General features: G+C 70.3%; 18 protein-coding genes and 4 pseudogenes. 9 read left to right on the top strand and 13 right to left on the bottom strand.

What is annotated here, in order from left to right; all coding sequences use genetic code 11:
• Positions 1-25: 25 nt before the first annotated feature.
• The 5 genes and pseudogenes from ACFYM2_RS12690 to ACFYM2_RS12670 form a co-directional block, all read right to left on the bottom strand.
• Positions 26-664, bottom strand: a complete 639-nt coding sequence (locus tag ACFYM2_RS12690) for a class I SAM-dependent methyltransferase (protein WP_388835766.1) — start codon at positions 662-664, stop codon at positions 26-28.
• A gap of 67 nt (positions 665-731) precedes the next feature.
• Positions 732-947, bottom strand: coding sequence for a hypothetical protein (locus ACFYM2_RS12685; protein ID WP_388835812.1), 216 nt, complete (start codon positions 945-947; stop codon positions 732-734).
• Positions 944-1,687: an ATP-binding protein gene (locus ACFYM2_RS12680; protein ID WP_360070627.1), complete on the bottom strand. Its 744-nt coding sequence runs from the start codon at positions 1,685-1,687 to the stop codon at positions 944-946. Before ACFYM2_RS12680 ends, ACFYM2_RS12685 begins: the two co-directional genes overlap by 4 nt.
• Positions 1,688-1,754: 67 nt before the next feature.
• Positions 1,755-3,356: pseudogene (locus ACFYM2_RS12675) on the bottom strand (Mu transposase C-terminal domain-containing protein); the annotation flags it as partial.
• Between the two features lie 221 nt (positions 3,357-3,577).
• On the bottom strand, positions 3,578-4,927 hold the full coding sequence (locus tag ACFYM2_RS12670) for an AAA family ATPase (protein ID WP_388835763.1): 1,350 nt from the start codon (positions 4,925-4,927) through the stop codon (positions 3,578-3,580).
• Between the two features lie 1,034 nt (positions 4,928-5,961).
• Here ACFYM2_RS12670 and ACFYM2_RS12665 point away from each other — a divergent pair.
• The 7 genes and pseudogenes from ACFYM2_RS12665 to menC form a co-directional block, all read left to right on the top strand.
• Positions 5,962-6,145, top strand: a pseudogene (locus ACFYM2_RS12665) (IS110 family transposase); the annotation flags it as partial.
• 544 nt (positions 6,146-6,689) lie between these two features.
• Positions 6,690-7,817, top strand: coding sequence for an isochorismate synthase MenF (locus ACFYM2_RS12660; protein WP_388835760.1), 1,128 nt, complete (start codon positions 6,690-6,692; stop codon positions 7,815-7,817).
• A gap of 15 nt (positions 7,818-7,832) precedes the next feature.
• Positions 7,833-9,332 carry a glycoside hydrolase family 88 protein gene (locus ACFYM2_RS12655; RefSeq protein ID WP_388835757.1) on the top strand — a complete coding sequence of 500 codons (1,500 nt, stop codon included), beginning with the start codon at positions 7,833-7,835 and terminating at the stop codon, positions 9,330-9,332.
• Positions 9,329-11,161: a 2-succinyl-5-enolpyruvyl-6-hydroxy-3-cyclohexene-1-carboxylic-acid synthase gene (gene menD, locus ACFYM2_RS12650; protein WP_388835755.1), complete on the top strand. Its 1,833-nt coding sequence runs from the start codon at positions 9,329-9,331 to the stop codon at positions 11,159-11,161. The genes ACFYM2_RS12655 and menD overlap by 4 nt, the downstream gene beginning before the upstream one ends.
• 4 nt (positions 11,162-11,165) lie before the next feature.
• Positions 11,166-11,882 (top strand): enoyl-CoA hydratase/isomerase family protein, encoded by a 717-nt coding sequence (locus ACFYM2_RS12645; protein ID WP_388835752.1) that lies wholly within the window; start codon positions 11,166-11,168, stop codon positions 11,880-11,882.
• A complete protein-coding gene (locus ACFYM2_RS12640) occupies positions 11,873-12,661 on the top strand; it encodes an SDR family NAD(P)-dependent oxidoreductase (RefSeq protein WP_388462588.1) in 789 nt (262 codons plus the stop codon). Before ACFYM2_RS12645 ends, ACFYM2_RS12640 begins: the two co-directional genes overlap by 10 nt.
• A gap of 65 nt (positions 12,662-12,726) precedes the next feature.
• Positions 12,727-13,839 (top strand): o-succinylbenzoate synthase, encoded by a 1,113-nt coding sequence (gene menC / locus ACFYM2_RS12635; RefSeq protein ID WP_388835749.1) that lies wholly within the window; start codon positions 12,727-12,729, stop codon positions 13,837-13,839.
• 74 nt (positions 13,840-13,913) lie between these two features.
• Here the strand turns inward: menC and menE are convergent, their stop codons facing one another.
• A complete protein-coding gene (gene menE, locus ACFYM2_RS12630) occupies positions 13,914-15,053 on the bottom strand; it encodes an o-succinylbenzoate--CoA ligase (protein ID WP_388835747.1) in 1,140 nt (379 codons plus the stop codon).
• A gap of 1,276 nt (positions 15,054-16,329) precedes the next feature.
• Between menE and ACFYM2_RS12625 the strand changes: the two genes are divergently transcribed.
• Complete coding sequence (locus ACFYM2_RS12625) at positions 16,330-16,713, top strand: GNAT family N-acetyltransferase (RefSeq protein WP_388835744.1); 384 nt, start codon at positions 16,330-16,332, stop codon at positions 16,711-16,713.
• 188 nt (positions 16,714-16,901) lie between these two features.
• Here ACFYM2_RS12625 and ACFYM2_RS12620 read toward each other — a convergent pair whose 3' ends face one another.
• The 6 genes and pseudogenes from ACFYM2_RS12620 to ACFYM2_RS12595 all read right to left on the bottom strand — a co-directional run bounded on the left by ACFYM2_RS12620 (position 16,902) and on the right by ACFYM2_RS12595 (position 20,624).
• A complete protein-coding gene (locus ACFYM2_RS12620; protein ID WP_388835741.1) occupies positions 16,902-17,165 on the bottom strand; it encodes a hypothetical protein in 264 nt (87 codons plus the stop codon).
• 48 nt (positions 17,166-17,213) lie between these two features.
• Positions 17,214-17,742 (bottom strand): annotated as a pseudogene (locus tag ACFYM2_RS12615) (transposase).
• Between the two features lie 366 nt (positions 17,743-18,108).
• Positions 18,109-18,797, bottom strand: a pseudogene (locus ACFYM2_RS12610) (DUF5753 domain-containing protein); the annotation flags it as partial.
• A gap of 21 nt (positions 18,798-18,818) precedes the next feature.
• The gene (locus tag ACFYM2_RS12605) at positions 18,819-19,577 is read right to left on the bottom strand and encodes an SDR family NAD(P)-dependent oxidoreductase (protein WP_388459827.1); all 759 of its coding nucleotides are present in this window, start codon (positions 19,575-19,577) and stop codon (positions 18,819-18,821) included.
• A gap of 124 nt (positions 19,578-19,701) precedes the next feature.
• The gene (locus tag ACFYM2_RS12600) at positions 19,702-19,968 is read right to left on the bottom strand and encodes an Atu4866 domain-containing protein (RefSeq protein WP_388835738.1); all 267 of its coding nucleotides are present in this window, start codon (positions 19,966-19,968) and stop codon (positions 19,702-19,704) included.
• Between the two features lie 299 nt (positions 19,969-20,267).
• Positions 20,268-20,624 (bottom strand): hypothetical protein, encoded by a 357-nt coding sequence (locus ACFYM2_RS12595; RefSeq protein ID WP_388459828.1) that lies wholly within the window; start codon positions 20,622-20,624, stop codon positions 20,268-20,270.
• 462 nt (positions 20,625-21,086) lie between these two features.
• Between ACFYM2_RS12595 and ACFYM2_RS12590 the strand changes: the two genes are divergently transcribed.
• A complete protein-coding gene (locus ACFYM2_RS12590) occupies positions 21,087-21,680 on the top strand; it encodes a hypothetical protein (RefSeq protein WP_388835735.1) in 594 nt (197 codons plus the stop codon).
• 1,146 nt (positions 21,681-22,826) lie between these two features.
• Here ACFYM2_RS12590 and ACFYM2_RS12585 read toward each other — a convergent pair.
• Positions 22,827-23,198 carry a hypothetical protein gene (locus tag ACFYM2_RS12585; RefSeq protein ID WP_388835732.1) on the bottom strand — a complete coding sequence of 124 codons (372 nt, stop codon included), beginning with the start codon at positions 23,196-23,198 and terminating at the stop codon, positions 22,827-22,829.
• Positions 23,199-23,368 lie beyond the last annotated feature (170 nt).

Here is a 23,368-nt window from a genome sequence, read left to right as displayed (position 1 = left end):
GGGAAAATCGCCGTCGATGCCGGGATCAGCGGGAGGGTTTCTCCCAGGTCAGCGAGTACCGGCGCAGCACGTGGCGGCGGTAGCGCACGCCGGGCAGCAGCAGCCGGGCAGCAGCCCGCACCTGCCCATAGCTCATCTGCGGGTCGGCGACCGGCATGCCCTGCGGGCCACGCGCGCGACGCAGCACCTTCGTGATCCGCACGATCGGGGCTGCCGCGATCAACGCCGCCCACTCCGTCACGCTCGCCTCGCGGGCCAGACCGACCACCACCAGCGTGCCGCCAGGCCGCAGCAGCTCACGCATGCGGACGAGGGCCGCCTCGAAGTCCATGTGATGGATCGTGGTCACCGAGCAGACGAAGTCGTACTCCGCAGCAGGAAGTTCCGCGGTGAGGAAGTCTCCTTCGATGAAGGTGAGTTGCGGGTCGCCCGCAGCAGACTCGCGTGCACAAGCGATCATGTCCGGCGACTTGTCGATCCCAGTGACGTGTTTCGCCCGCCCGGCGAGCTTCCGCGCCAGCAGCCCGTCCCCGCAGCCGACGTCCAGGGCATCGCCGCACCCCTCGGGAACAGACCGGAGGATGCCTGGGTGCCGGGCAACGTTGGTGTTCCAGTACGGCTCTTCGGCGGGCTGGCGCATCGGATCATCGTAGAGGCCGGTCATGGCCTGCCGAGTGCACACCGACGGATTCGCCGTCCCCATGGGGAGTCGTGATCGCAGGGAAGGGGAATTACGTGACGCTGATCATGCAGATCGTGGGGAATTCTCTGACCGTCGACACGGCGAGAAGGTCGTGGGCGAGGCCGGTCTCGCTGGTGGTGCCCGGGCCCGGGTGGAGGGTGATCCGGCCGGACGGCACGTGGTGGGCGGCCAGGGCGGTGTGCGTGTGGAGCACGTCGTCATGACGGTCGGTGACCACGGCGACGGGCGGTGGCGTGGCGGTCATGCGAGGCGGCTGAAGGCCCAGCGCAGCAGTTCCCGGTCGGCCCGGGGCCGGCCGGTGCGGGCGAGCCCGGTACGGGTGTGGGCGGTCAGCTGGGCCCATGCGCGAAAGTTTCCATGGGCGGCGTGGCTGTCGGCGAATGCGATGTCGTCGGGGTCGGCGTCGGCCCACACTGGATGGAACAGGGGGATGACCTGCTGGACTTCGTCGGGGGTGAGGCGGGTGAAGTGCTGCCAGATGAAGATGCGGGAGGAGAGCATCGGTTCGCGGCGCAGCACGGTGTGGCAGCCCTCGCCGCCGACGAAGATGATCGCGAGCTGGGTTGAGGGTTCGTCCCACAGGTAGCGGAAGTACTCGAACGCCTCGCCGTTGAGCCACTGGGCCTCGTCGACGAGGAAGGTGCGGGGGTGTTCGGCCAGGGCGTTTTTCAGCAGGCGGTCGAACTCGCTGGGGTGGCGGGGCGGCTCGCCGGGCAGGTCGAGGGCGGTGAACAGCTCGTAGCGCACGGCCCGGGCGGTGGGGCGGGCGCGGAAGGTGACCCGTCGGACGTCCTCGCCCGGTTCGAGTTCGCGCAGGCAGGTGTTGACCGCGAGCGTCTTGCCGTGGCCGGCGCCGCCGTGGATGCACATCATGGCGCGGGCGGCGACGGTGTCGGTGATGTTCTCCCGCGCGGTGAGCAGGGCCCGGGTGGTGACGACGGCCGCGTCGGGCAGGTCGACGTACTGGTAGGCGTCCTCGGTCATCAGGCGTCTCCTGCGGGTCGGGAGCCGGGCTCCGGCACAACGTCCGCCGACGGGTCGGCGGGAGCGGAGGCGCTGTGCCGGCCGCAAGGGCGGGCGGGGTGCGCCAGTGCGCCGGAGGCGGGGCGGGCGGGATCAGGTCGGGCAGCGCCAGCCGTGCGACGTCGGTGTAGTCGGCGGCGGCGAGTTCACGCTCGGCCTGGGCGGCCGTGACGGCTCCCAGCCGCTGGGCGGGCTCCGCACTGGTGGTGGGGGCGAATCGCTGGCGACGCAGGCGTTCGGCGGCCTTCGCGTCGGCGCGCAGGCGCCGGGCGCGCTCCGCGCGTGCCTCGCGCAACGCCTGCAGCTGCTCGGGGGTGGCCGCGTCCGCGAGGTGCGCCGGGCCGAGGTGGCGGCCACGGGCGTCGCAGACCTCGATCTCGTGGTCGTGGTGCGGCATGTAGCGCACGCGGACCTGGCGGCCGGCCTGGCCGGTCATCCACGCGGCGGTGTAGGTGCGGCCTCGCCAGCTCACGCCGTGGCTGGTCAGCTTCCGGGGCCGGCCGTCGTCCTCAAGGGTGAAGGCCCACAGGTCGGCGGCGGGGATGTCGGTGACAGGGGTCGGATCGGCCTGCCACGCCTCCAGCGGCGTACGGCCCGACAGGGCTTTCGGGCGGTGCATGGTGTTCCACCAGTTCGTCCACGCCAGGACCTCCGCGGTGAAGTCCTGGAACGACAGGGCGGACACCGCCCCCGTGCTACGTCCGCGCCGCTCCGAGCGCGGCCCGGTGGGCCCGGCGGTGTAGCCGGGCAGAGCGGCGAACAGCATCCGGTCCGCAGCCCGGTTGAGGCTCTCCACCGTGCCCTTCAGATGCGGGCTGTAGGCGGGCAGGTCCTTGACCGTCACGCCCATCGCACCGAGCGCGGTGGTGACGGCGGCCGACAGGAAGTCCTTGCCCCGGTCCATCCTCACCAGCTCCGGCACTCCCCCGGCCGGGCCGTAGGGATCGTCCCGCACCACTGCGGCGCGCAAGGCGGCCAGTACCGACGCACGGGAGGGATGGCCCGGGGTGACAGCGGTACCGGTGATGACCTTGGTGGCGGTGTCGATGAACCAGGTGATCCACGGGCGCACCAGGTCGCCGTCGGCGTCGACCAGCAGCGGGGCCTGAACGTGATCGGTCTCCCAGGCGTGGTTGCGCCATGACGCCGGCCGCTTGCCGAACACGTCATGGGCGCGTGCTGCCTCCGGTCCGCTGGCGAGACCGGCGCGCTCCCCCGCCGTCAGATCGCGGCGCAGCGCGCGCAGGAATGTTGACAGGGACGGGACCGGATCCAGCAGCGGCACCTGCGACAGGGCTGCCCCGCCCGGCACAGCCACCAGGCCGGGCGGGACGGGCCCAGCAGCGCCGGACGCATGTGCTGGTACGCCCCCGGCCTCGGCTGCGGCGCGCTCCACGAGCTGGCGGTGGACTGCGGAGGCGTTGCCGTGCCAGTACGCCAGCAGCACCCGGATCTCCGCGGTGATCTCGAACCTGCTCGTATGGCGGGCTCCAGGGTGCACAGCCGTCTCCGGGCTCCGGGACGCCTCAGCCAGCCACCGCCACACCGTGCGCTCCGATGCCCCCAGGCACTCCCCCGCCAGCCGCACGTGCTGGCGCGAAAGACCGCCCCGGGCCCGCAGCGCCAGCAGGCGGCGTACCGCAGGCGCCCGCAGCGCAACCAGCGACTGCTTTCCGAGCACACCCGCCGGATCCCCCGGCTGCGGCCACTGCCCTCCCGCCTCAACGCCGTGGCCGCCATTGGTGTCCTGTGGTCCGCTGTCCGTCATCGCGCCGTTCCTCCTCCTCGCCGAACGGGGTGCGGTTCTCTGCCGTCGGAACCGGTGTGCTCCTGGCACGTGAGAGGGGCCCGTCATGAGTACGGGCCGAGCCGGGCGCAGGCCTGGTCGATCGCGTCCCGATCCACACCCGCACCGGGGTCGCGGCCCCGGGCTGCACAGACATGCGAGGTGATCTTCGCCCAGGTACGGAAGTTGCCGCGGGCGGTCTGCTCATCTGCCCACACCAGGCCGGCCGGATGAGCGTCCTCCCACACCGGGTGGAACAGACCCAGCGTCCGCGGCACGTCCTCCGCGTCGAGGCGGCTGACCTGATGCCAGGTCAGGACCCTCGATCGCATCGCCGCTGCCCGGGCCAGCGCCCGCTCGCTGCCCGCCCCGCACAAAACCAGGGCAGCCGCACAGCCCGGCGAGTCCCACAGCTGCCGCAGATAGTCCAGCACCGGCGGCGACAGACGCTGCGCGTCGTCGAGGAACAGCACACCCGGCTCGGCCAGCGCCTCCGCCAGCGCCTGGTCGGCCGGTCCGGCACGGTGCGTCAGCGACCCCGACGGCAGCCCCAGCGCCTCGCACAACGCGGCCCGCACCTGCGGCAGCCCGGGCCTGACCCCCACCACCGCCCGCCACACCGGCACCCGGGCAGGCAGCAGGTGCAGAGCCTGCTCGACCGCGACCGTCTTCCCCATCCCCGTGTCCCCGTACACGCAGCCGATCCCCCGCGCGGCGACCGTGTGTCCCACCGCCTCCACCACCCCGGCCACCTGCCGCGTCGACACCAGCCGCGCCCCCGGCGCGTACAGGCGCACCCCACCCGACACCCGGGGACGCGTCACCGCGCCGGGCCGCTGTTCACCGCCCGTGCCGGACAGCTCGGTATCCGGGCCGTCCACGACCGGCGGGCCGTTCGCACCATCTGCGAAGCCGAGTTCGGCCAGTGCCCGGTCGTACCGGCTCGGCTCCACCCGGCCCGACGCCACGCGGGCGACCTGAAGCACCCGGCCCGCCCTCAGCTCGTCCTTCACCGCACGGTGCAGCGTCGCCAAGGACGGCACCAACTCCGCCCCCCACCGCTCAAGCCCGCCCTCGTCCTGCGCCCGGAGCATCCTGCGGCGCAACTCGGCGACGTTCCCGCCCACCTGGGTGAGCACCTCCCACAAGGCGTCGCCCACCGTGAACCCGCCCTGCCGCGGCCACGCCTCCACCCGCCCCTCGCGTCCCTCGGCCAGCCACCGCCACACCGTCCGCTCCGTCACCCCCGCCAAACCGGCCGCGATCCGCACATACAACGACGACAGACCATCCTCACCCCGGTCCACCGCCAACAGCCGCCGCACCACCACCGCCCGCTCCACCCGCCCGGCCACCGCCAGAACGGCCGAACCCGGCAACGCCGCCTGCCCCACCGGGGCCTGAGAAACCGTCACAAGGCCAACCCCACCGCCCCAGCCACCCCCTTCATACGAAGACCGGCAAACCCAACACCGCCGGACCGCGATCTGCTAGCCACACCGTGACAGCCACCCGGTCACCCCACGACAGCGACCAGTTCCACGCCCCGGCCCCGTGGACTACCGTCAGCACCCCGCTCCGCCGACATCGCCCTGTATTGACCCTGGCCCCACCTACGAAGGCACCTGCGTGCCGGCAGTGGCGGCGACTGCCATCCCGGCTCAGCAACCTTCACGCCCGACCGGTCAAACGGCCCCTCGGCAAGAAGGCGCGCCAGCGACTCTTCCCCAGTCAGAGGTGAGGCGCCGGCAGTCAGCGACGCGCCCGGTGCAGGCGCCGGTCCAGTACTGGCCTATGACGTCCGGGCCGACTCTCCAAGATGTGCTCGCATGTCCGGGCTCCCGCCGCGAACTCGGCGCCCGTACGCGCCGTCATCGCCCGGAAGAACGCCCGACCATCCGGCGACTGACTGCTGGTCGTCCAGCGATACCCGGGACCGTCCAGAAGCGCCCTGTCGACGAGACGTGTGCCGAGTCCTTGCCGCTGCACTTCCGGGGAAAGCGAGATTTTCGAAATGACGCCCCGCTCGCACTGATGACAGACCTTCCACACCAGCCGCGCATCGGAAATCCCGTCACGGCCATAGACGCGAACATCCTGAAAACCAGCAGGCCCCGTCGCGGCATGCAGCAGGAAGAACCACTCCGTCCTCGGACGGCGAAGAAGCATCCACCGCCAACGAAACTCATCCAGCCCGTCAGGTGTCCTCACCGGAGGCCCCCTCGCCAGTCCACTGCCGACTCCGAGTCTCGCGGGCATCCCTACCGTTGTCCTTCAAACCATAGGAACAGCCACCCCCATGACAGCCGGCCCACGCAACACCAGCCGGAAAACAGCAGCCGCTTGGTCACCTCATGACAGCAGGCCATGCCCCAACAATCCCGATGACCAGGCATCCAGCACCTTGTCCCGCTGACACCCACCCAACGCCACCAACGCGCCCACTCACACGTCCATGCCGGGGAGCGGCGTGAGGACCGGAAGCCCGCATCGTCATCGACGTCGGTGACGGATCCAGAATCCCCTCGGCCGACGACCTCGCCGCCTACTCCGGCCTCGCCCAAAAGGCCCGCAGCTCAGGCTCCTCGATCCAGGGCGAGCAACCGTCCCGACGCGGAAACAAGCAGCTCAAACCGACGTCCTCTTCGCGATGCTCCGAGAAGGAACCTTCTACCAACCTTCAGCCCTCCCCACCACTTCACCAAACCCATAGAGGCTCCCGGGCGTCGCTGACGAGGCGCGCGGCTGGACGGAGGTTCGCGGGGTGCGGGACGACTGCCTCACGGGGTGGGCCAAGCCGATGACGGCACTGTGTTGAGGTGACATCGGGACGCGCCTTGCGCGAGTGCGTGCGGGCCCTGGCAATCGCCCATCAATATGCTCGACGCGGCGGCGACTGCCTCAACGGCGCAGCTCGCGGAGGCTACGCATATCCGCCCAATCTGCGCCGCGAGAGTTCCGCGTGGAATACCTTTCTAGAACCAGCCTCTAGCTGGTCACACCCCCATGAACCCTCGGCGCGGCGGACGACAGGCATCTCGCGTGGCGCGAATCCGCCCTTGACTTCGTCGCGACAGCGCGGTCACGCTCGACCCGGGGTGTTCACAGTGGCCGATGAATCTCATCGACTGGTAAAAGCGGCCACACCGTATTTTCGGCTCACCTACGGGGGTTGTTGTGCCGATCTTATCCGATGCTGCCCGCGCAGCGATTCAGTTCACCACCGACCAACGCATCTTCTTCTCTTCGCCAGAGCTTTCCCTACTCGGCGTCGAGCAGGTGGCAAACCATGCCGTCCGCCCGAGCCAGGACGTTTCCGACCTCTTACGGGACGGGGGCGGGGTCGGTTTTATCGCATTCCCCTTCCGGCGCGACGAACCCGTCCGGCTCGCGGTCCCGGAACGCACTCTGCGCCTGGCACGAGACTGCGACCACCGTGCGCTCCTCGGTTCCCTGGGGCCTCCGCCACAGATCAACCGGCCGGCGCGGTCCTATTCGTTATGGCCGGTCGAGCAGCCCGAGCAGTGGTGCGGGAACGTCGCCGATGTGGCTGGAGCCGTACGGCGGGGTGAGCTGCGCAAGGCGGTGCTCGCCCGGCGGGTGGTGGTCGTGAGTGACACCGTCATCCCACGGACGCAGGTCCTCAACCGGCTGGCGCAGGCCTTCCCCGGCGCCTATCTCTTCTCCGCGTTCGGCCTGGTCGGAGCCAGCCCCGAGCTGCTGCTCTCCAAGCAGGGGCGCACCGTCGAGTCGAAGGCTCTGGCCGGCACCGTCCGCCGCGGCGGTGACGACGCCTCGGACCGCGAGCTCGCCCGCTGGCTCGTGGAGTCCCCCAAGAATCAGCAGGCACACCGCATCCTGCGCGACATGGTGCTCGAAACGCTGGCACCCCACGCGGTCAGCGTGCGCGTGGCGAAGGAACCACAGATCCTCAAACTCGCCAATGTGCAGCACCTCATGACCCATCTGAAGGTCGAACTCAAACCGGATCACCCGCCTTTCCTGGAATTGGCGGACGCCCTGCATCCGACACCGGCCGTCTGCGGGTGGCCGCGCGAGGCCGCGTACGCAGTGATCGACCGGGTCGAGGACTGGGACCGCGGCCTCTACGGCGGGGCTCTGGGGTGGGTCGATGTACAGGACAACGGCTGTTTGTGCGTGACGATTCGATGCGCCGAACTGGACGGGGCGAACGCGACGGTCTTCGTCGGCAGCGGAATTGTGGCCGACTCGGATCCCGCCGAAGAGCTGGCGGAGACCCGTGCGAAACTCGACGCCCTTCTGCCCGCGCTCATCGCGCCCTGACCGGAGGAGTGCACCATGGCATCGACCGCTGCCCAATTCTCCGGCGTACGCGCGCCGAAGATCCCATTCCCGGCAGATAAGCGCACTCCCCTGGACTGGTCCGTCGCCCCCGTCGCGACGCATTCCCAGGGCGGCCCCACCCTGCTGGAGCCGCCCATGCGGGCGGCTGCCGCAACGGGGCGTCTGCGGCTGTTCGTCGCCTGTGATCTGCGAGGAGCCGTGCGCCTGCACGCACACTCCGCGAAGACGCACCGTCGGCTCACGACGTACGACATCCGCTACCCCGACTGCCACCAGCCCTACGACGCGCCCCTGGGCCGGGACGCGACGCGGCTCGCCTTCGCCGAGGGTGTGTCCCTCAGCCTGTCCGCACCGCCGCCTCACGACAGCGACTTCCCCGGCGGACCTCCGGCACTGTGGATATTCGCGGGCCCCAAAGCGCCCCCGGAGCGCCGTCCCGTACTGCTCCTCGACGCCCCTGACGGCGCCACGTCGACCCCGGCCGCGGACGCGACAGACCGCGTGACCGCGCTGCACCGCACCCTCACCGGGGTCGGCAGCCTGCAGCCGTTCGGCTGGATGGAGGGCTGCGTACTCGACGCGTTGTATGACCTGACCGTCACGTTTCCAGGTGACGGCCGCGCGCGCACCGCACTCGCGGACCATCTGGCCGTCTACTTCCCCGACGGCACCCTGCGGTACGAGGATCCGCGCGGGCGTCCGGCGGACAACCGCCTCTACGGCATCGAGGCCACACTCCCGTACGCGATCCTCGCCAAGCTCGATCTCCTCAATCCGGCTCAGGCCCGGGCCGTTGAGGCCTGGCGGGCCCGGGCGGACGACGAGGGCTGCGTCAAGGACGTACCGACGACCGCCGAAGGTTCGTACACCGTCGCCTATCCCATGGCGGCGATCGCGGGGACGGCCGACCCCTCCCTGCGCGAACTCGCCCTGCGGCAATTGCGGTTGCGGCGCGCCAGGTTGTGCACGGGAGACGACATCCATCTGCGCCTGCTCCCGGACGGCACGCACCTCTACCGCAACTGGGCCCGCGCCTACGCCTGGTACCTGCTGGGCCTGGTACGGACGCTGACGGAGCTCGGCGAAGAGGCGGACACCGGCGGGCTGTGGGACGAGGCCCGGCGGGTCGCGGCGCTGGCCCTTGCCCGCCGCAATGCCGCGGGCATCTGGGACAGCTATCTCGCCGAGCCGGAGACCGGCACCGAGACCTGCGGATCCGCGGGCATCGCCGCGGCCCTGGCCCTGGGCACCGAGCAGCGTCAGTTCGAGGCGCGCCGCGAGGGCGCGGCGGCGCTGCGGGCGTGGGAGGTGCTGGCCGGGAATTATCTCACCGAGGACGGCTGGCTGTCGGGCGGTTCGCCGTCGAACAAGGGCGGCGAGGAGTTGCAGCGCAGCGGCTACCGCATGCTCTCCGGGGTCGGCAACGGCCTGATGGGGCAGCTCGGCGCCGCACTGGTGCGGCTCGGCACCGTAAAGGACTGGACCCGGCCATGAAGACTCCCCAGACCGCTTCCGAAGGCCGTGCGGGGCTCCGGCGGAACGCCACCGAGCAGTCGGCCGGCAGTGCTGGCGCGTCCCGCGTTGCGGCGGACGCCGGACGCGTCCAGGCCACCTTCGCCGCCACCCTGGTCGACGAATGGGCACGGTTCGGGGTCACCGACGCGGTGATCTCGCCCGGTTCCCGTTCGACACCGCTCGCGCTGGCCCTCGCCGCCGACGGCAGGCTGCGGCTGCACATTCGGCTCGACGAGCGCTCGGCGGGGTTCTTCGCCCTGGGCATCGCCCGCCGCACCGGGCGGGTGACGCTGGTCCTGACGACCAGCGGTACGGCCGCCGCCGAGCTGCACCCCGCCGTCGCCGAAGCCGACCTCGGCGGCGTGGCGTTGCTGGTGTGCACGGCCGACCGTCCGCCGGAGCTCCAGCAGGTGGCGGCTCCGCAGACGATGCGGCAGCCGGGCCTGTACGGATCCGCCGTACGCTGGGCGGCCGAAGTCGGGGTGCCCGAGCCGGACCAGGGTCTGTTCTGGCGATCGCTGGCCGCCAGGGCGGTCGCCGAAGCCGCGTGCGGTCCCGTGGGGCCCGGTCCGGTCCACCTCAACCTCGCGTTCCGCGATCCCCTCGTCGCGGAGCCGGGGCCGCTCCCGCCTGCCCGGGCCGACGGGCCGTGGCACCGTGTCGTACGCGGGGCGCGTGCCCCGTCTCCCGAGGCCGTCCGCGATCTGGCGGGGCGGGCCGGGCAGCGTGGCGTCATCGTCGCGGGCAGCGGCGCGGGCGACCCGGAAGCGGTCCGGGCGCTGGCGGACGCGCTCGGTTGGCCGGTGCTCGCCGACCCGCGTTCGGGTGCCCGTACGCCCCACTCCACCACCGTGGCCGCAGCCGACGCGATCCTGCGCGCTCCCGCCGCCCGCGACCGGCTGCGGCCGGCGGTCGTGCTCCACCTGGGCGAGCGCTGGGCCTCGCGCGTCATGACCGAGTGGCTTGCCCAGCCGGCCATCGAGCACCTGGTCGTCGACCCCGACTGGCGGTGGCGCGACCCGCAGCGCAGGGCCGACACCGTGCTGTGCGCCGACCCGACCGCGCTCTGCCGCGCCGGCGCCAAGGCCGTGCCGCACCCCGTCCCGTCCGGCTGGCACGATGCCTGGGCCGACGCCGAGGCCGCCGCACAGCAAGCCCTGGACGCCGTACTCAACAGCTACAGCGACTGGACCGAGCCACGTGTGGCGCGCCAACTGTGGTCGGCCCTGCCGCCGCACACCGCCCTGGTCGTCGGATCGTCGATGCCGATCCGTCATCTGGAGTGGTTCACCGCGCCCCGGCACCGGCCGCCGACCGTCCTGTCCAACCGAGGTGTCAACGGCATCGACGGCGTCGTCTCCACCGCGCTCGGCGCGGCGGCGGCAACCGACGAACCCGTGGTCGCACTGATCGGGGACCTCACCTTCCTGCATGACGCCGGTGCCCTGCTCGGCGCGGCGGACGCCGGGCTCAGCTGCACGTTCGTCGTGGTCGACAACAACGGCGGCGGCATCTTCTCCTTCCTCCCACCCGCCCGGCGGCTGCCCCCCGCCACCTTCGAAGCGCTCTTCGGCACACCGCAGTCCGCCGACATACCGGCCATCGCGGCCGCGTACGGCGTCACGGTCCGCTCCGCCGGCGACCATCGTCAGCTGGATGCGGTCCTGGCCGAACTCGTCGGAAAGCAAGGGGTGTCGGTCATCCATGTCCGCACCGACCGGGAGGCGAACGTCACCGTGCACGAACGTGCGCACTCGGCCGTGGCCATGGCGGTCGACGCCGTCCTGGAACCCGAACGGCCCGGGTGACGGCATGATCCAGGTGGTGGACGGCTTGGTGCTGGGTGTACGGGCCCTCCTGCTCGACCGCCCGGAGTCCCGCAACGCGCTGACGACGTCGATGGCCGAGCTCGTCACCGAGGCCGTGGCGGACGCGGCAGCGGACTTGGGCGTACGCGCTGTGGTCATCGCCACCACAGGAGAGGACTTCGGCGTGGGTGCGGACCGGCACGAGCAACTGGACGCGGCTGGACGGGCGCGCAGGATGCGGGCCTTCTCCCGGCTGCACCAAGCGGTGACCACCGCGCCGAAGCCGGTCGTCGCGGCCGTCGAGGGGCGGTGTGTCGCTGTGGCGGCGGAGCTGGCAGCGGCCTGTGACATCCGGGTCGGCGCCGACGGCAGCGCCTTCCGCTTCCCGGGCGCCGAGATGGGCATCCCCATCGGGGCCGCCCGGCTGGTCGGTGTTGTCGGGCCGGGGGCTGCCAGGGACATTCTCCTGACGTCCCGTTGGGTACTGGCCGACGAGGCGTTCCGAATCGGGCTGCTGCAACGCCTGGTCCCACGGGGTGAGGCACGGGCCGCCGCTGTCGAGGTGGCTGCGCAGACCGCTCGCGCGGACCCGGCCACGTCCTCTCATCTCAAGCGCCAACTACAGACGCACGGCGGCGACGTGGAGCGTATGGAAATCGAACGTCGCACGCTGGACGCCCATTTCGGTCCCGGAGAGGGGGAAGACGAGACATGCGACTGACCGGCATCGCGGGGACCACCGCCCTCATCACCGGCGCGGTCGGCGGCATCGGCTCAGCCGTCGCCTCCTGCCTGGCCACGGCGGGGGCATCCGTGGTGGCGGCCGATATCGACGACGCGGGTGCCACCGCACTGGCGCGGTCGCTGTGCGACCAGGGTGCATCGGCGCTCGGGATACGTCTGGACGTCACCGACTCCGCCGCAGTGGAACGGGTCGTGGAGACGGTCGAGCGCAGAGTCGGCCCGATCGGCGTTCTGGTCAACGCGGCGGGAGTGCTGGGCCGGGTCGCCGCACTCACCGCGTACGACGACGCGGAGTGGCAGCGGGTCTTCGCCGTCAACGCCCACGGCCCGTTCAACTGCATGCGTGCGGTGGGGCGGCGCATGGCTGACCGCCGCGCGGGCCGCATCATCACCATCGGGTCGAACAGCGCCACCATCGTCAAGACCGGCCAGGGGCTGTACGGCGCCTCCAAGGCGGCGGCCCACTACCTCACCAACTGCCTCGGCCTGGAACTCGCCGGGCTCGGAGTGCGCTGCGTCGTCGTGGCGCCGGGCACCACCGAGACCGCGATGTCCCGCGCCAACTGGCATCTCACCGGCCGCCGCGAGGCACTCCTGCACGGGGAGCCGGACCGCTATCGCGTCGGCATCCCGCGCGGGCGCTTCGCGGATCCGCAGGAGATCGCCTCCGTGGTGGGGTTCCTCGCCTCGGACCAGGCGGCACACCTCACGGTCACCACCGTGACGGTGGACGGGGGTTCGTCCCTGAGGCCATGAGTCAGCCGGCCACCCCGGCACCTGCCCACCCCGCCACCTGTCACCCCAACAAGGGGAGTATCCGCATGCGCGTCGACCGGATCGATCTGTACGTCATCGAGCTGCGCCTCAACCATGCCTTCCAAGCCAGCACCCACGGCGCCGGCACACTGCGGCACGTAGTGGTGCGGGCAAGCGCCGAGGGGCTGGTGGGCTGGGGCGAAACACCGGCGCCCGTGGACCCGTACTACACGGGCGAGACCACAGACACGGTGTGGTCCGTCGTGCACGACTTCCTCGCGCCGGCCGTCCTGGGACGCGCATGGAACACCATCGAGGAGTTCACAGCGCTGTACTCCCGGGTCAAGGCCAACAACTTCGCGCGCAGCGGCATCGAGATGGCCGCCTGGAACCTGCTGGCTGCCGCGACCGGCCGCCCACTGCCCGACCTTCTCGGCGGCGCCGCCCGCACTACCGTCGAATCGGGCGTCAGCCTCGGCATGGACCACGACCTCGGGCGGCTGTGCGACACCGTCCAGCGCCACGTGGACCAGGGCTACCGCCGGGTGAAGCTCAAGATCGGCCTCGACGCGGACGTGAGCGTGCTGGAGAGGGTACGTGACCGGTTCCCCACCCTGCCGCTCATGGTCGACGCGAACTGCGCCTATACCCTCCAGGACGTCCCCCACCTGCGGGCGCTCGACGCCTTCGACCTGATGATGATCGAACAACCCCTCGCCTGGGACGACTTGACGGAACACGCCGTACTGCAACAGAACCTGCGCACACCGATCTGTCTCGACGAGAGCCTCACCTCCGCCAAGCGGACCCGCCGCGCCCTCGAGCTCGGCAGCTGCCGGGTTGTCAACGTCAAACCGGCCCGGTTGGGCGGCCTGTTGGAGGCCAAACTGACACACGACGCCTGTCTGGCAGCCGGGACACCGGTCTGGTGCGGTGGCATGCACGACTTCGGGATCAGCCGCGCGGCCAACGTCGCGCTGTCCTCCCTGCCCGGCTTCACGCTGCCCGGCGACAACTCCGGCTCGGACAAGTACTTCGACCGGGACATCGTCACCCCCGAGACCCGGGCCAAGGACGGTTTGATCGACGTCCCCAATCAGCCTGTCGCGTACGAGGTCGACATGGGTTTCTTGGCCGCGCACACGCGAAGGCATGCGCGGCTGACGGCAGACGGATGAGCGCGGAGGGGTTTGACGATGATCACGGCGGGGACTGACGGCTGACCACCAAAAGGAGTGAGGGCTGAGCGCGGTCAGAGACGGCCGGCGCCGCCTTCGAAGAGCCCCCGGACGGCCCCCCGGTCCGGCTTGCCCACGCCCCGCACGGGCAGCTCGGCCAGCACTCGTACAGCCTTCGGCGTGGCCGCAGCCCCGAGCCGGACCCGTACCGCACCTGCCAGTTCACCCTCCGCACCCGCCCCGAGGGCACCCGGCTCGTCGGGCACGACGGCCGCAACCACGATCTGCCCCCAGTGGCCGTCGGCCACGCCGACGACGCAGGCGTCGCCCACCCCGGGCTGCTCGCGCAGGATTGCTTCCACCACTGACGGTGAAACCTTCACCCCTCCCGTGATGACCACGTCATCAGCCCTGCCGAGCACGTCCAGACGGCCGCCTGCACGCCACCGGCCGAGGTCGTCCGTACGGAACCAGCCGCCCGAGAAGGCCCGTGCCGTCAGCTCCGGCTCGCCCAGGTACCCGGAGGCCAAGGTCGGCCCGCCAAGGAGTATCGGCCCTGGGGTGTCCCACTCTGCGGGGCCTTCGGCGTCGAGGTGCCGCGAGTCGTCCACGACCCGCACGCGCACACCGTCGAGCGGCACCCCGTCGTAGACACACCCGCCGGCGGTCTCGCTCATGCCGTACGTGGTCACCACCCGCACCCCCGCCTCCCGGGCGCGGTGAATGAGCTCGGGCGGCACGCCCGCGCCGCCCAGCAGAACCGCGTCGAAGGCGCACAGGGCTTCGACGGCCGCGCCGCCCGCTCGTAACAGACGTACGAGCTGGGTGGGGACGAGCGCGGTGTACCGGCAGTCGGCCGAACGGAAATGCTCGGCGCGGAACCCGTGGCACGAGTCGTGGATGACAGGTGCGCTCCCCGCCAGCAACGACCTCACCACCACTTGCAATCCCGCGACATGGTGGGACGGCAACGCCAACAGCCAACGGCCCGGGCCGCCCAGCCTGGCGTGCGTCGCCTCCGCGGACGCGCGCAAGGCGTCGGCCGACAGCAGCACGCCTTTGGGGTGGCTCGTCGAGCCGGACGTCCCGACGACGGCCGCCGTACCGTCGGGCACACCGGCGGTGACGTCGAACGACGGCCGCGCAGCAGCGGCCGCCACAGGCAGGACCGCGGGACCGCCACCCTCCAGCGCGGCGCCGACCGCCGCAGCCAAGGCCGCCGTCGACTCCTGCGACCCGTCACAAGGCAGTGTCACCAGCATCGTCGCCGCCCCCCCGTCGAGCGCCTGGGGGTACGCCCCCAGGCCACCCTGCGTACCCCAGATCCTGCTCCCATCAGTCTAACTGCCCTATGCGATGGCGGAGTTGTGAAGACCTCAACGGGGGGGTGCCGCCGCCGCGCTGTCCGGCACCCCCGAACTCACCCTCACCGAACAGCCGGCCCACTACTTGGAGACGGACGCCACATCTGCCTGGACCGGCTACCCGTACCCTTCACGTCTCGCGAAGAGGGGCAGCATAATGCCGCAGTGCCCCGCCCGGATGGGCAGCCCGCCGTGCTCAGTGCCGAGATGACCGGATCTGAGCGTAACGGGTTCACCCCGTAGCCGTCGGCGGGCTGAACCCCCGAACGGATCGTCAAAGGCGCGTTATGCGGTGAGGACCGGCTTGGCAAGCGCCCACAGGCCGTCCGGAACGATCCAAGCCCACCGCCCACTCCCCATGCCAGAACGACGCGCCACTGAGTGGTGTGCATCGTGAAGTAGCAGGTCACCGGCCTGGTGTGCGTCGGCTCCGGGGTACTCATGCTGGTGAGGGGAGGGTGACTTCGGTGGAGATCGTCGGTCAGCGGGCGACTTCCCCGTTTGTGAGGACGAGCAGGCGTGGGCGCCCTCCCTTATCGTCGCTCACTGCCGCGGGCGCCGCCTAAATCCGCTGGCGGCCAACGCCTCGCCCTGCGACAGTGCGGGAATGGAGTGGAGAGCCGTCTCCATGGCGGACGTCGACGCCCTCGCCGAACTGCTCGGCCGGGACGAGGAGGCGACGGTCGGTCGCCGCGAGTCCGGCCCCGCCGAGGCGCGCAGCATGCTGGCCGCCCCCAAGTCTGGACCTGCCCTCCCGCACGTGGACCGCGTCGGGGCCCGACGGCGGCCTGCTCGGCTTCGCCGCCCTCCATCCCGCGCCTCAGCCGGGCGAGCTGCGTGCCCAGTTGGTCGTCGCCCCGTCCCCGGATGCACCTGCCGTCACCGCGACGCTCCTGAACCGCCTCGACGTCTGGGCCGCCCACGACCTGCCGACCCCTGACACGCCGGTGACGCTGTATCGGCTTCCTGGTTGCTTCCCCCACGACCAACTCCTCAGCCGTGGCTGGACCGTGGGGGAAGCAGCAGCCGCCTCACCGTCGACCTGGACGCCATCCGCCTCCCCGATCATCCCGCGCCCGCAGTGCGCGCGGCCCGGAACGAGACCGACCTCCGCACCGTCCACTCCGTGCTGAACGAGGCCTTCACCGACGACCCGGAGCACCCCCACCCGGACTTCGACGCCTTTCACCACGCCCAGCGCCGATGCGAGGGCTACCACCCCGACTTGTGGCTCCTCGCCGAACTCGACAGCGTCCCCGCCGGCGCCCTCATCGCCCGCGACCCCGTCGACCGCGCCTGGATCGCCTGGTTCGGCGTTCACCCCGCCCACCGCCGCCACGGCCTCGGCGCCCAACTCCTCACGACCGCATTCAGCCTCCTCCGCGCCTGCGGCCACCGCACGGTCGGCGTCGATGTGGACACCCACAACACCGGCGCCATGCAGGCCTACACCTTCGTCGGCATGCCCCTTCTCGGCGCGGCCGACCAGGGGCGCAGGACCTACGTCTGAACCCGGCACCCGCCCTGCGTCAGGCAAGGGCGACGCTGCCGGTGGTAGGCCCAGGCGAGAGCCAGAACGATCGGTGTTGATCGTGGATCACCGGGTGACTTCGCGGTGCGTCAGGACCAGTAGGGCTCGTACCAGCCCGGTCGCCCACTTCGGGTCGGTGCGGATCTTGCCGAGCACGCGCCAGTTCTTCAGGTGGGCGAATCCGTGCTCGACCGGGGCCCGGACCACGGCCAGCGCCTTGTGGGACAGCTTCTGGCCCCTGGTAAGGGCCGGTTGCGGGCCGCCTTGTAGCCGGTGATCACCGCCGGGTCGGCGCTCGGGCGGCTGTCGTCGAGCGCGACGAAGCCCAGTTCGGGGATCGCGCCGAGGTCGACCGCGCGCAGATGGGCGGTGAGCTTGTTGTGGCGGCAGGCGGTGATCTCCGAGGTTCGTCCGGGCCGGACCGCGCTCACCCAGACCAGGCGGCCCCTGTCGTCGGTGACCTTGAATGTGTGCTGTCGTCATGGTGGCTGGTGCCGGAGGCCGGTGCCGGTGAGGCAGCCGTCGAGGACGTCGGGGGGCGGTACTGGAGCCGGCGTAGGCCGCGCCGGACGGCGGTGGTCAGGTCGTCGGGGTCGGCGAAGGCGCGGTTGGCTGTGGTGGTGCGACGCAGGAGGGACCAGATGCCCTCGACCGGGTTGAGGTCGGGCGCATAGGGCGGCAGCTGGATGACGGTGAGCCAGTCGCGGTCGGCGATGTAGCGGCGCATTCCGGCCGTCAGGTAGGTGTTCAAGTTGTCCCAGACCAGCACGATCGGTCCGCCGAGTTGCTGGTGGGCACTCTGGACCAGGTCGCGGTAGTCCTTCCAGGAGAAGCTTTTGCGTCCGTCGGGCCGGGCATCGGGGCAGGGCCGGTAGATCAGTCTCGAGGGTTCGCCGGCCTTGTAGCAGGCCAGGGCTGCGACCGATATGTGGCGGCGGGAGCGGCCCGCACGCGGATCATGGAGGTGTGGCCGCGGCGGGACCAGGTGCGAGTGGTCGGCGGCGTCAGTACCGCTTGTGCCCAAAGCCGGTACCTCCGGCCCTCGCGTACAGCCGCAAGCGGCCGCGGCAGGAACGATGAGAACGCGGCCCACGCAGTGAGACCAAACCACCTGAGCGAGACACCAGACCCCGCCCGGCACGCGAAACGGGGAGAACCCGACAGCACGGATGAGACCGAGTGAGAATCCGCCATCTGCCCTGCGGCAGGACACCGGTGCGGCGCCGCCCTGAGCGCGATGACGGGAGAATCCGCCAGCACGGCCGAGAATCCGCCAGCTGGGATGTGACCGGACAAGCAGGAAAGGGCCGCCCCGTGCGCGCGGTCCGGGGCGTTTGCCGACCAGCTTGCTGATTCGCCAACTGTGCTGCGTCGTCACACCAAGGCGTCAATCGCTATTAGTTCGCGGGCGGTGTCGCCATACAAGGCCATCTCCACGAGGCCGGCAAACGCCCGCGCGTGGTCGGTGAACTCGCGCGGTTGCTTCACCTTGATCTCCGCCGTCAGCGTCTCCGCCACAGCCGTGGTGTCGTCGTGGAGGTAGAACGCCTCCAGCAGCCATACGGTGCGCTGCGCCGCAAACGGATGATCCCGAGCGAGACGGAGGCGAGCGGCATCGCGGCATCATGGCCAGGAGGCGACGGAGCTGTCCGCGCATCGCCTCGGGTTCGGCGGTGCGGTAGCGCAGGGACAGACTCCTCAAGGAGGACGGCGTAGCGGTGGCCCCCTCCGTAGAAGAACAGGGAGCGGGCGACCCGGGCGCCGACCGCTTCGGCGGCGTCGTCGGCCGTGCCCTGGAAGCGGGCAATGTGCTCCATGAGGGCCGTCGCGAACACCGGCGTCTGGAAGAACCCTGGCGGGACGTTGGAAACGTAGACTCGGTAGACGCCGGTCCGCTCGTGCGGGGTGTTCCAGTCCTGCTGGACCTCGCGCATCCCGCCCTTGTGCAGGCGACGCCACTCCAGATACATCGAGTCGACGGCGCGGGCGGTGGTGATGAGGTCGTCGGCCTGGGCGTCCGCGCCGCAGGCCGCGCACCAGGCGCGAATGTCCGCATCGGAGGGCGATTTTGGTGGCCCAGTTGTTCAGTGCGCGGTGAGGCCGCCGTCCACCACCAGTTCCGCGCCAGTGACGAAAGAGGAGTCGTCGCAGGCCAGGAAGAGGATCGCGGCGGCGACCTCGTCGGCGCGGCCGGCTCGGCGCATGGGGGTGCGTTGGATGTCCGGCTGCTGGTCGCCCTGGTCGTCCAGGAGGTCCTGGATCATCGGCGTGGCGATCACCCCGGGATGCACCGAGTTGATCCGTACTCCCTGCCGGGCGTACTCGACCGCGGCGGTCTTGCTCAACAGGCGCACGGCCCCCTTGGACGCCTGGTAGGCCGCAGCGGCACCGCTTCCTACCAGGCCGAGCACTGACGACGTATTGATCACCGACGCGTTGCCGTTCGCACGCAGGAGCGGCATCGCCGCCTTCATGCCCAGCCATGTGCCTTTCTGGTTCACGTCGATGACACGGTCCCATGCCTCTTCCCGCGTGCCCTCGATACCTGGCCAGTCCAGGATGCCGGCGAGGTTCACGAGCACGTCCAACGTTTCGAACCGGTCGCGTACGACGGTGATCACTTCGTCCCACTCCCGCGCGGAGGAGACATCGAGGCGGGCAGCGACGACCTCCGCGCCTTGTGCCCCGATCCGGTCGGACAGGTCCCGCAGGGGGCCTTCGGCGATATCGGTGATCACTAGGCGGGCGCCTTCGCGGGCGAAGAGTTCGGCGGTCGCTGTGCCGAGGCCGCCGGTCGCGCCCGTGATCAGCGCGACCTTGCCGTCAAGTCGTTGTCCTGTCATGGGTATGGTCCTTGATTCTCGTTGCTGCTGGCTGACTGGCTGACTGACTGCCGTGCCGGGACTACTTGGTCCGCCGACTGCGGATTCGCCCCCGGAGCACCGGGCAGCCGTGGCCCGGCCTCCTCTACGACGACTTCCGCTGCCGGTAGAGCACGAGGTGCTCGTGATAGAGCACCCCGCCCCGGATGTCGCCCGTGGCGGTGAAGCCGGTGTCGTCGACGTAGTCCAGGTGGCTGCCGGTCACCGTGTACCGGCCGGTGTACGCGCTGTGCCGCTCGCAGCGGGCTTCGTCGTAGCGGCCGTCGGGCAGCAGCTCCTGACGGATGTGACCATCCGCGGTCACCCACATCCCCACCACGTCAACGTGGTCGCCCTCAACGGTCCCGGCCATGGCGCGGACTCCTCTCCTCGAATGGTGTGGTCCTTCCCGCTCCACCGAGTCTGGGCAGGTCAGCGGCCATCAACCAGGACGCGCGCTGCCTGGGTGTGGCACCCCCGGGCAGCGCACCGGGCCACCGCCCAGCCTGAACACATGGACGACAACCACCTGGGAGACTTCCTGCGGACACGCCGCGACGGCCTACACCTGGCCGGAGTGACCATCCGTTCTCGATGTCCTATGAGCAGTGACCTTGACCGATTCCGAGGTGGTCTTGAGCCGTAGGCGAGTCGAGGCGGCCGACGACCGCATCAGGAACGTCGACGGCGGCGGACGGGTGTGCTGCCGATGGCAGCCGCAATCGTCGTGACGCAGGCCAGTGCCGGTTGCGCGGCGGCTGGGGCTTCCTGATCGGTCCAGCGGTGGAAGTAGACGCGCACGTGCTTGGTGAGCTCGTCAGGCCGGGGCTCCCCCGTCGGGCGCAAGGCGATGACCTGCCCGTCGCCCACGAGATGGAGCTCAAGCGGGCGCGCCGACGCGTCGAAGGCGGCCACGATGTCGTCGATGAAGTCCGGTTCGGTCAGCCCCTGGAGTTCGTCGTCGTCCAGACACGGCATCACCCAGCCGTCGTCGTCGACGAGCAGGCAAGGAAACGGCACAGGACTCACGTACTCGGTCCGCAGACGTCGGCGGCGGTGCAAGTATCGCGGCAGGCGAAGACGGCGAATCGGCATGGCCCGATCATGACGCACCCCGGGCTGGCCCGTTAGACGGGCGGTCAAGATCAGGTGGATAAACCAGTGCGCGGCGAACAGGTTGAGGTCGTGATCCCAGCGCTTGTAGCCGGTGGAAAGTGCTGGCTACGGGCGCAGGTGGCGGCCTTGCCGTTGCCGTTGCCGAGTGCCGACGGGTGCCGAAGGAGTTCTCGTCGACATCGAGATCCGGGCCCGGTGGGTGTCTCCCGAGGTCGTCGACAACTGCTGTCGCATGTCGGTTCTGGCACTGATCTTGGGGAGCGGTCGCGGAGTGTCACTGGGGCAGCACGAGTTGGGTCAGCCCGCAGGACGGTTTGCCGGGACAGTCGACATTTCCGGGCACTCTCGCGAGCCCGTGCTGGCATCGTATGAATCATGGCAGCGACAGACGACACATCCGAGCCTGACAGCCCTCTCCGCAGCGCTTGTCCGCCCCTGCTGGAGGCAGCGTGGCTGTATCAGGCGGGTCAAGTGTGTCCGGAAGACCTACCGATGACGGCTGCCCAGGCACTCGCAATCGGAATGGACACGCCGACCCTGTGCGAGCTCGCTGGTCTGCCGCGCCATGCGGACCCCCGGGACATCCGTGACACATTCGAACAGGCTCTTCAAGAATTGGGTATCAAGCTGCCCGATCACCACCTGGCCCGACGATACGCGCTGCGCTGGCTGGCCGCGCGATTCACCGCCGGGGAGGTGGATCTTGCCGAGTTGGCATCGGACGACTGGTCGGAGACGGAAGCCGAGACCGCTGAGGAGCAAGCATTCGTGGCGCTACTCCCGCCATGCGCGTGCTGCATCGAGTACACGCTGGGGATCGACGAGGCGGCATGGGAAGCGCAACTGCAAGTCGCAGCCCGCGCGTTGCTCACTGACGGCGCCCTCGATGCTGCCGGAGCTCCAGTCGAGAGTGAGGGCCGGCGGTCACGGCGTCGAGGTCTCGAAACCGGTGGAGTGCAAAGCCGGTGAGGCCGGGCAGCTGGTTGGCTCGACCGCGTCGATCCGGCTGGGGAGTGTGCGGCCGAGGCGGTCGGTAAGTATCTCGCCGAAGTCGCCGACGTGTCCGGCGGCCGTGTCCAGTTCGGGACAGCGGGGCAAGACGTCCTTCAGGCCGGCCCAGTCTTCCTCGGTCAAGGCGGTGGGGTGCCGGGTGGGCCGGCCGGTCACCTGTCGCACCGTCGGCGGCCGGGGCGGCGCCTCGGCCGGAACCCGGCGCAAGGTAGCGATGTGTGCGCGGACCATGCTGTAGGTGACAGGAGCTTGCTCGGCGTCCAGCTCATTGTGGAGTTGGGTGACGCTGGTGCGTCCTTCGGCGAAACGTCGCTCTAGGTAGCGCTTGTAGGGGGCCAGTCTGCTGGGCCGGGGCCGGTTATCGCGGATGGTGTCCTGCCAACTGGAGCGTTCGCGTGTCGGAGCACGGTCTTGTGGCCGCAGCCCAGGTGCCGGGCGACCGCCCGACGTGAGCGCCCCTCGGCGAGCATTTCGTGGACCACGGTATGTGCGGCCTTCTTCGGCTCTGCTCGCCGGCCGACCGGCTCCATGTCGTTCTGCGGCCGATCGGAAACCGGTGGGGGTGTCCTGCGCCATCCCACGACGACGTGATGTTGACGCGCCACAGGCAGACGCGGCTATAGCGGGCCCTCCGCCTTCCAGCGCGGCCCGGACAGCGCTACGTCCGCCAACTCGGCGAAATACGAAGCGCAGTCTGCGCGCCCCGTTCCTGGAAGCGGTCACCGGCCCGGAGAAAACCGCGAACGCCAAGTCCTGCAGCTTCACCGGCAGTCTCCACGACGCCGAGCACAACCACCTCGTCTCCCTAGAACTCGGCGGCGACCCCAACGATCCGCGCAACCCGTGGATCGAACCGCCCTCCCCCGGCCACACGCCCGGAGCCCGCCCAACAACCCCAAGGACTCCGTCGAGTCGAAGCTGCATACCGCGATCTGTACGGGCAAGACGCAGCTGACGGCAGCGCAGGACACGATCGCCACCGACTGGCTCAACGCGCTCGCCAAACTCGGCCTCAGCCAGGGCCACAGACTCGAGCCAGAACCCGTTCTCGTGAACAAAGCCAGGTGCAGCGAACCGGTTTCGTCCAGCGGTACGCGTTTGGCCTCAGCACACAACCGGGCTGTCACATTCGAACCAGACCGAGTGCGCGGTGGGCTGGAAGTCCGGCGTGTTCCACGGGGTGCCTCGCCCGGGCTTCCCGGCAGCAACGACAACCAACTGCTGATGACAGTCCCTGGTGGCGTAGATGCGTGCCGTCTTGTCCGTGCCGTTGGTTCCGTACTTCGCACCCACCATCAGAAACGGGATGCACTTGTCTGTCGGCGCGTTGCGCAGTCCGATGGTCGTGTCCGCACCGCTCGTGTAGTAAAAGTCACCGTGGGCCACCCCTGCGGCCGAGGCTGTCGGCACGCTTGCCGTAACGGCCAGGAGGGCGGCGACGGGCAGGATGAACAAGCCGCTGATCCGACGGGACATGGGTCCTCCCTGCTGCTGACATGGCTACGGCACGCTGTGCGCGGCCACTCGATCCGTCTTGACTCCGGACCGACCGGCCCGGGTCCAGGTGCGTGCACTCGCAGAGTCACCGATAAACACGGAATCCCGTAAGGGCGAAACGCGCCAAATCGCTAGAAATGGAACTTACG

The organism is Streptomyces sp. NPDC006711, assembly GCF_042869775.1.
In the GTDB taxonomy this organism is placed as follows: Bacteria; Actinomycetota; Actinomycetes; order Streptomycetales; family Streptomycetaceae; genus Streptomyces.
This window is presented reverse-complemented; position numbering and strand designations above follow the sequence as displayed.

Bases quoted from the DNA above. Each gene is read 5' to 3' on its own strand.
- ACFYM2_RS12690 (WP_388835766.1), bottom strand. From the start codon at position 664: ATGACCGGCCTCTACGATGATCCGATGCGCCAGCCCGCCGAAGAGCCG.
- ACFYM2_RS12685 (WP_388835812.1), bottom strand. From the start codon at position 947: ATGACCGCCACGCCACCGCCCGTCGCCGTGGTCACCGACCGTCATGAC.
- ACFYM2_RS12680 (WP_360070627.1), bottom strand. From the start codon at position 1,687: ATGACCGAGGACGCCTACCAGTACGTCGACCTGCCCGACGCGGCCGTC.
- ACFYM2_RS12655 (WP_388835757.1), top strand. From the start codon at position 7,833: ATGGCATCGACCGCTGCCCAATTCTCCGGCGTACGCGCGCCGAAGATC.
- menD (WP_388835755.1), top strand. From the start codon at position 9,329: ATGAAGACTCCCCAGACCGCTTCCGAAGGCCGTGCGGGGCTCCGGCGG.
- ACFYM2_RS12645 (WP_388835752.1), top strand. From the start codon at position 11,166: ATGATCCAGGTGGTGGACGGCTTGGTGCTGGGTGTACGGGCCCTCCTG.
- ACFYM2_RS12640 (WP_388462588.1), top strand. From the start codon at position 11,873: ATGCGACTGACCGGCATCGCGGGGACCACCGCCCTCATCACCGGCGCG.
- menC (WP_388835749.1), top strand. From the start codon at position 12,727: ATGCGCGTCGACCGGATCGATCTGTACGTCATCGAGCTGCGCCTCAAC.
- ACFYM2_RS12605 (WP_388459827.1), bottom strand. From the start codon at position 19,577: ATGACAGGACAACGACTTGACGGCAAGGTCGCGCTGATCACGGGCGCG.
- ACFYM2_RS12600 (WP_388835738.1), bottom strand. From the start codon at position 19,968: ATGGCCGGGACCGTTGAGGGCGACCACGTTGACGTGGTGGGGATGTGG.
- ACFYM2_RS12590 (WP_388835735.1), top strand. From the start codon at position 21,087: ATGGCAGCGACAGACGACACATCCGAGCCTGACAGCCCTCTCCGCAGC.
- ACFYM2_RS12585 (WP_388835732.1), bottom strand. From the start codon at position 23,198: ATGTCCCGTCGGATCAGCGGCTTGTTCATCCTGCCCGTCGCCGCCCTC.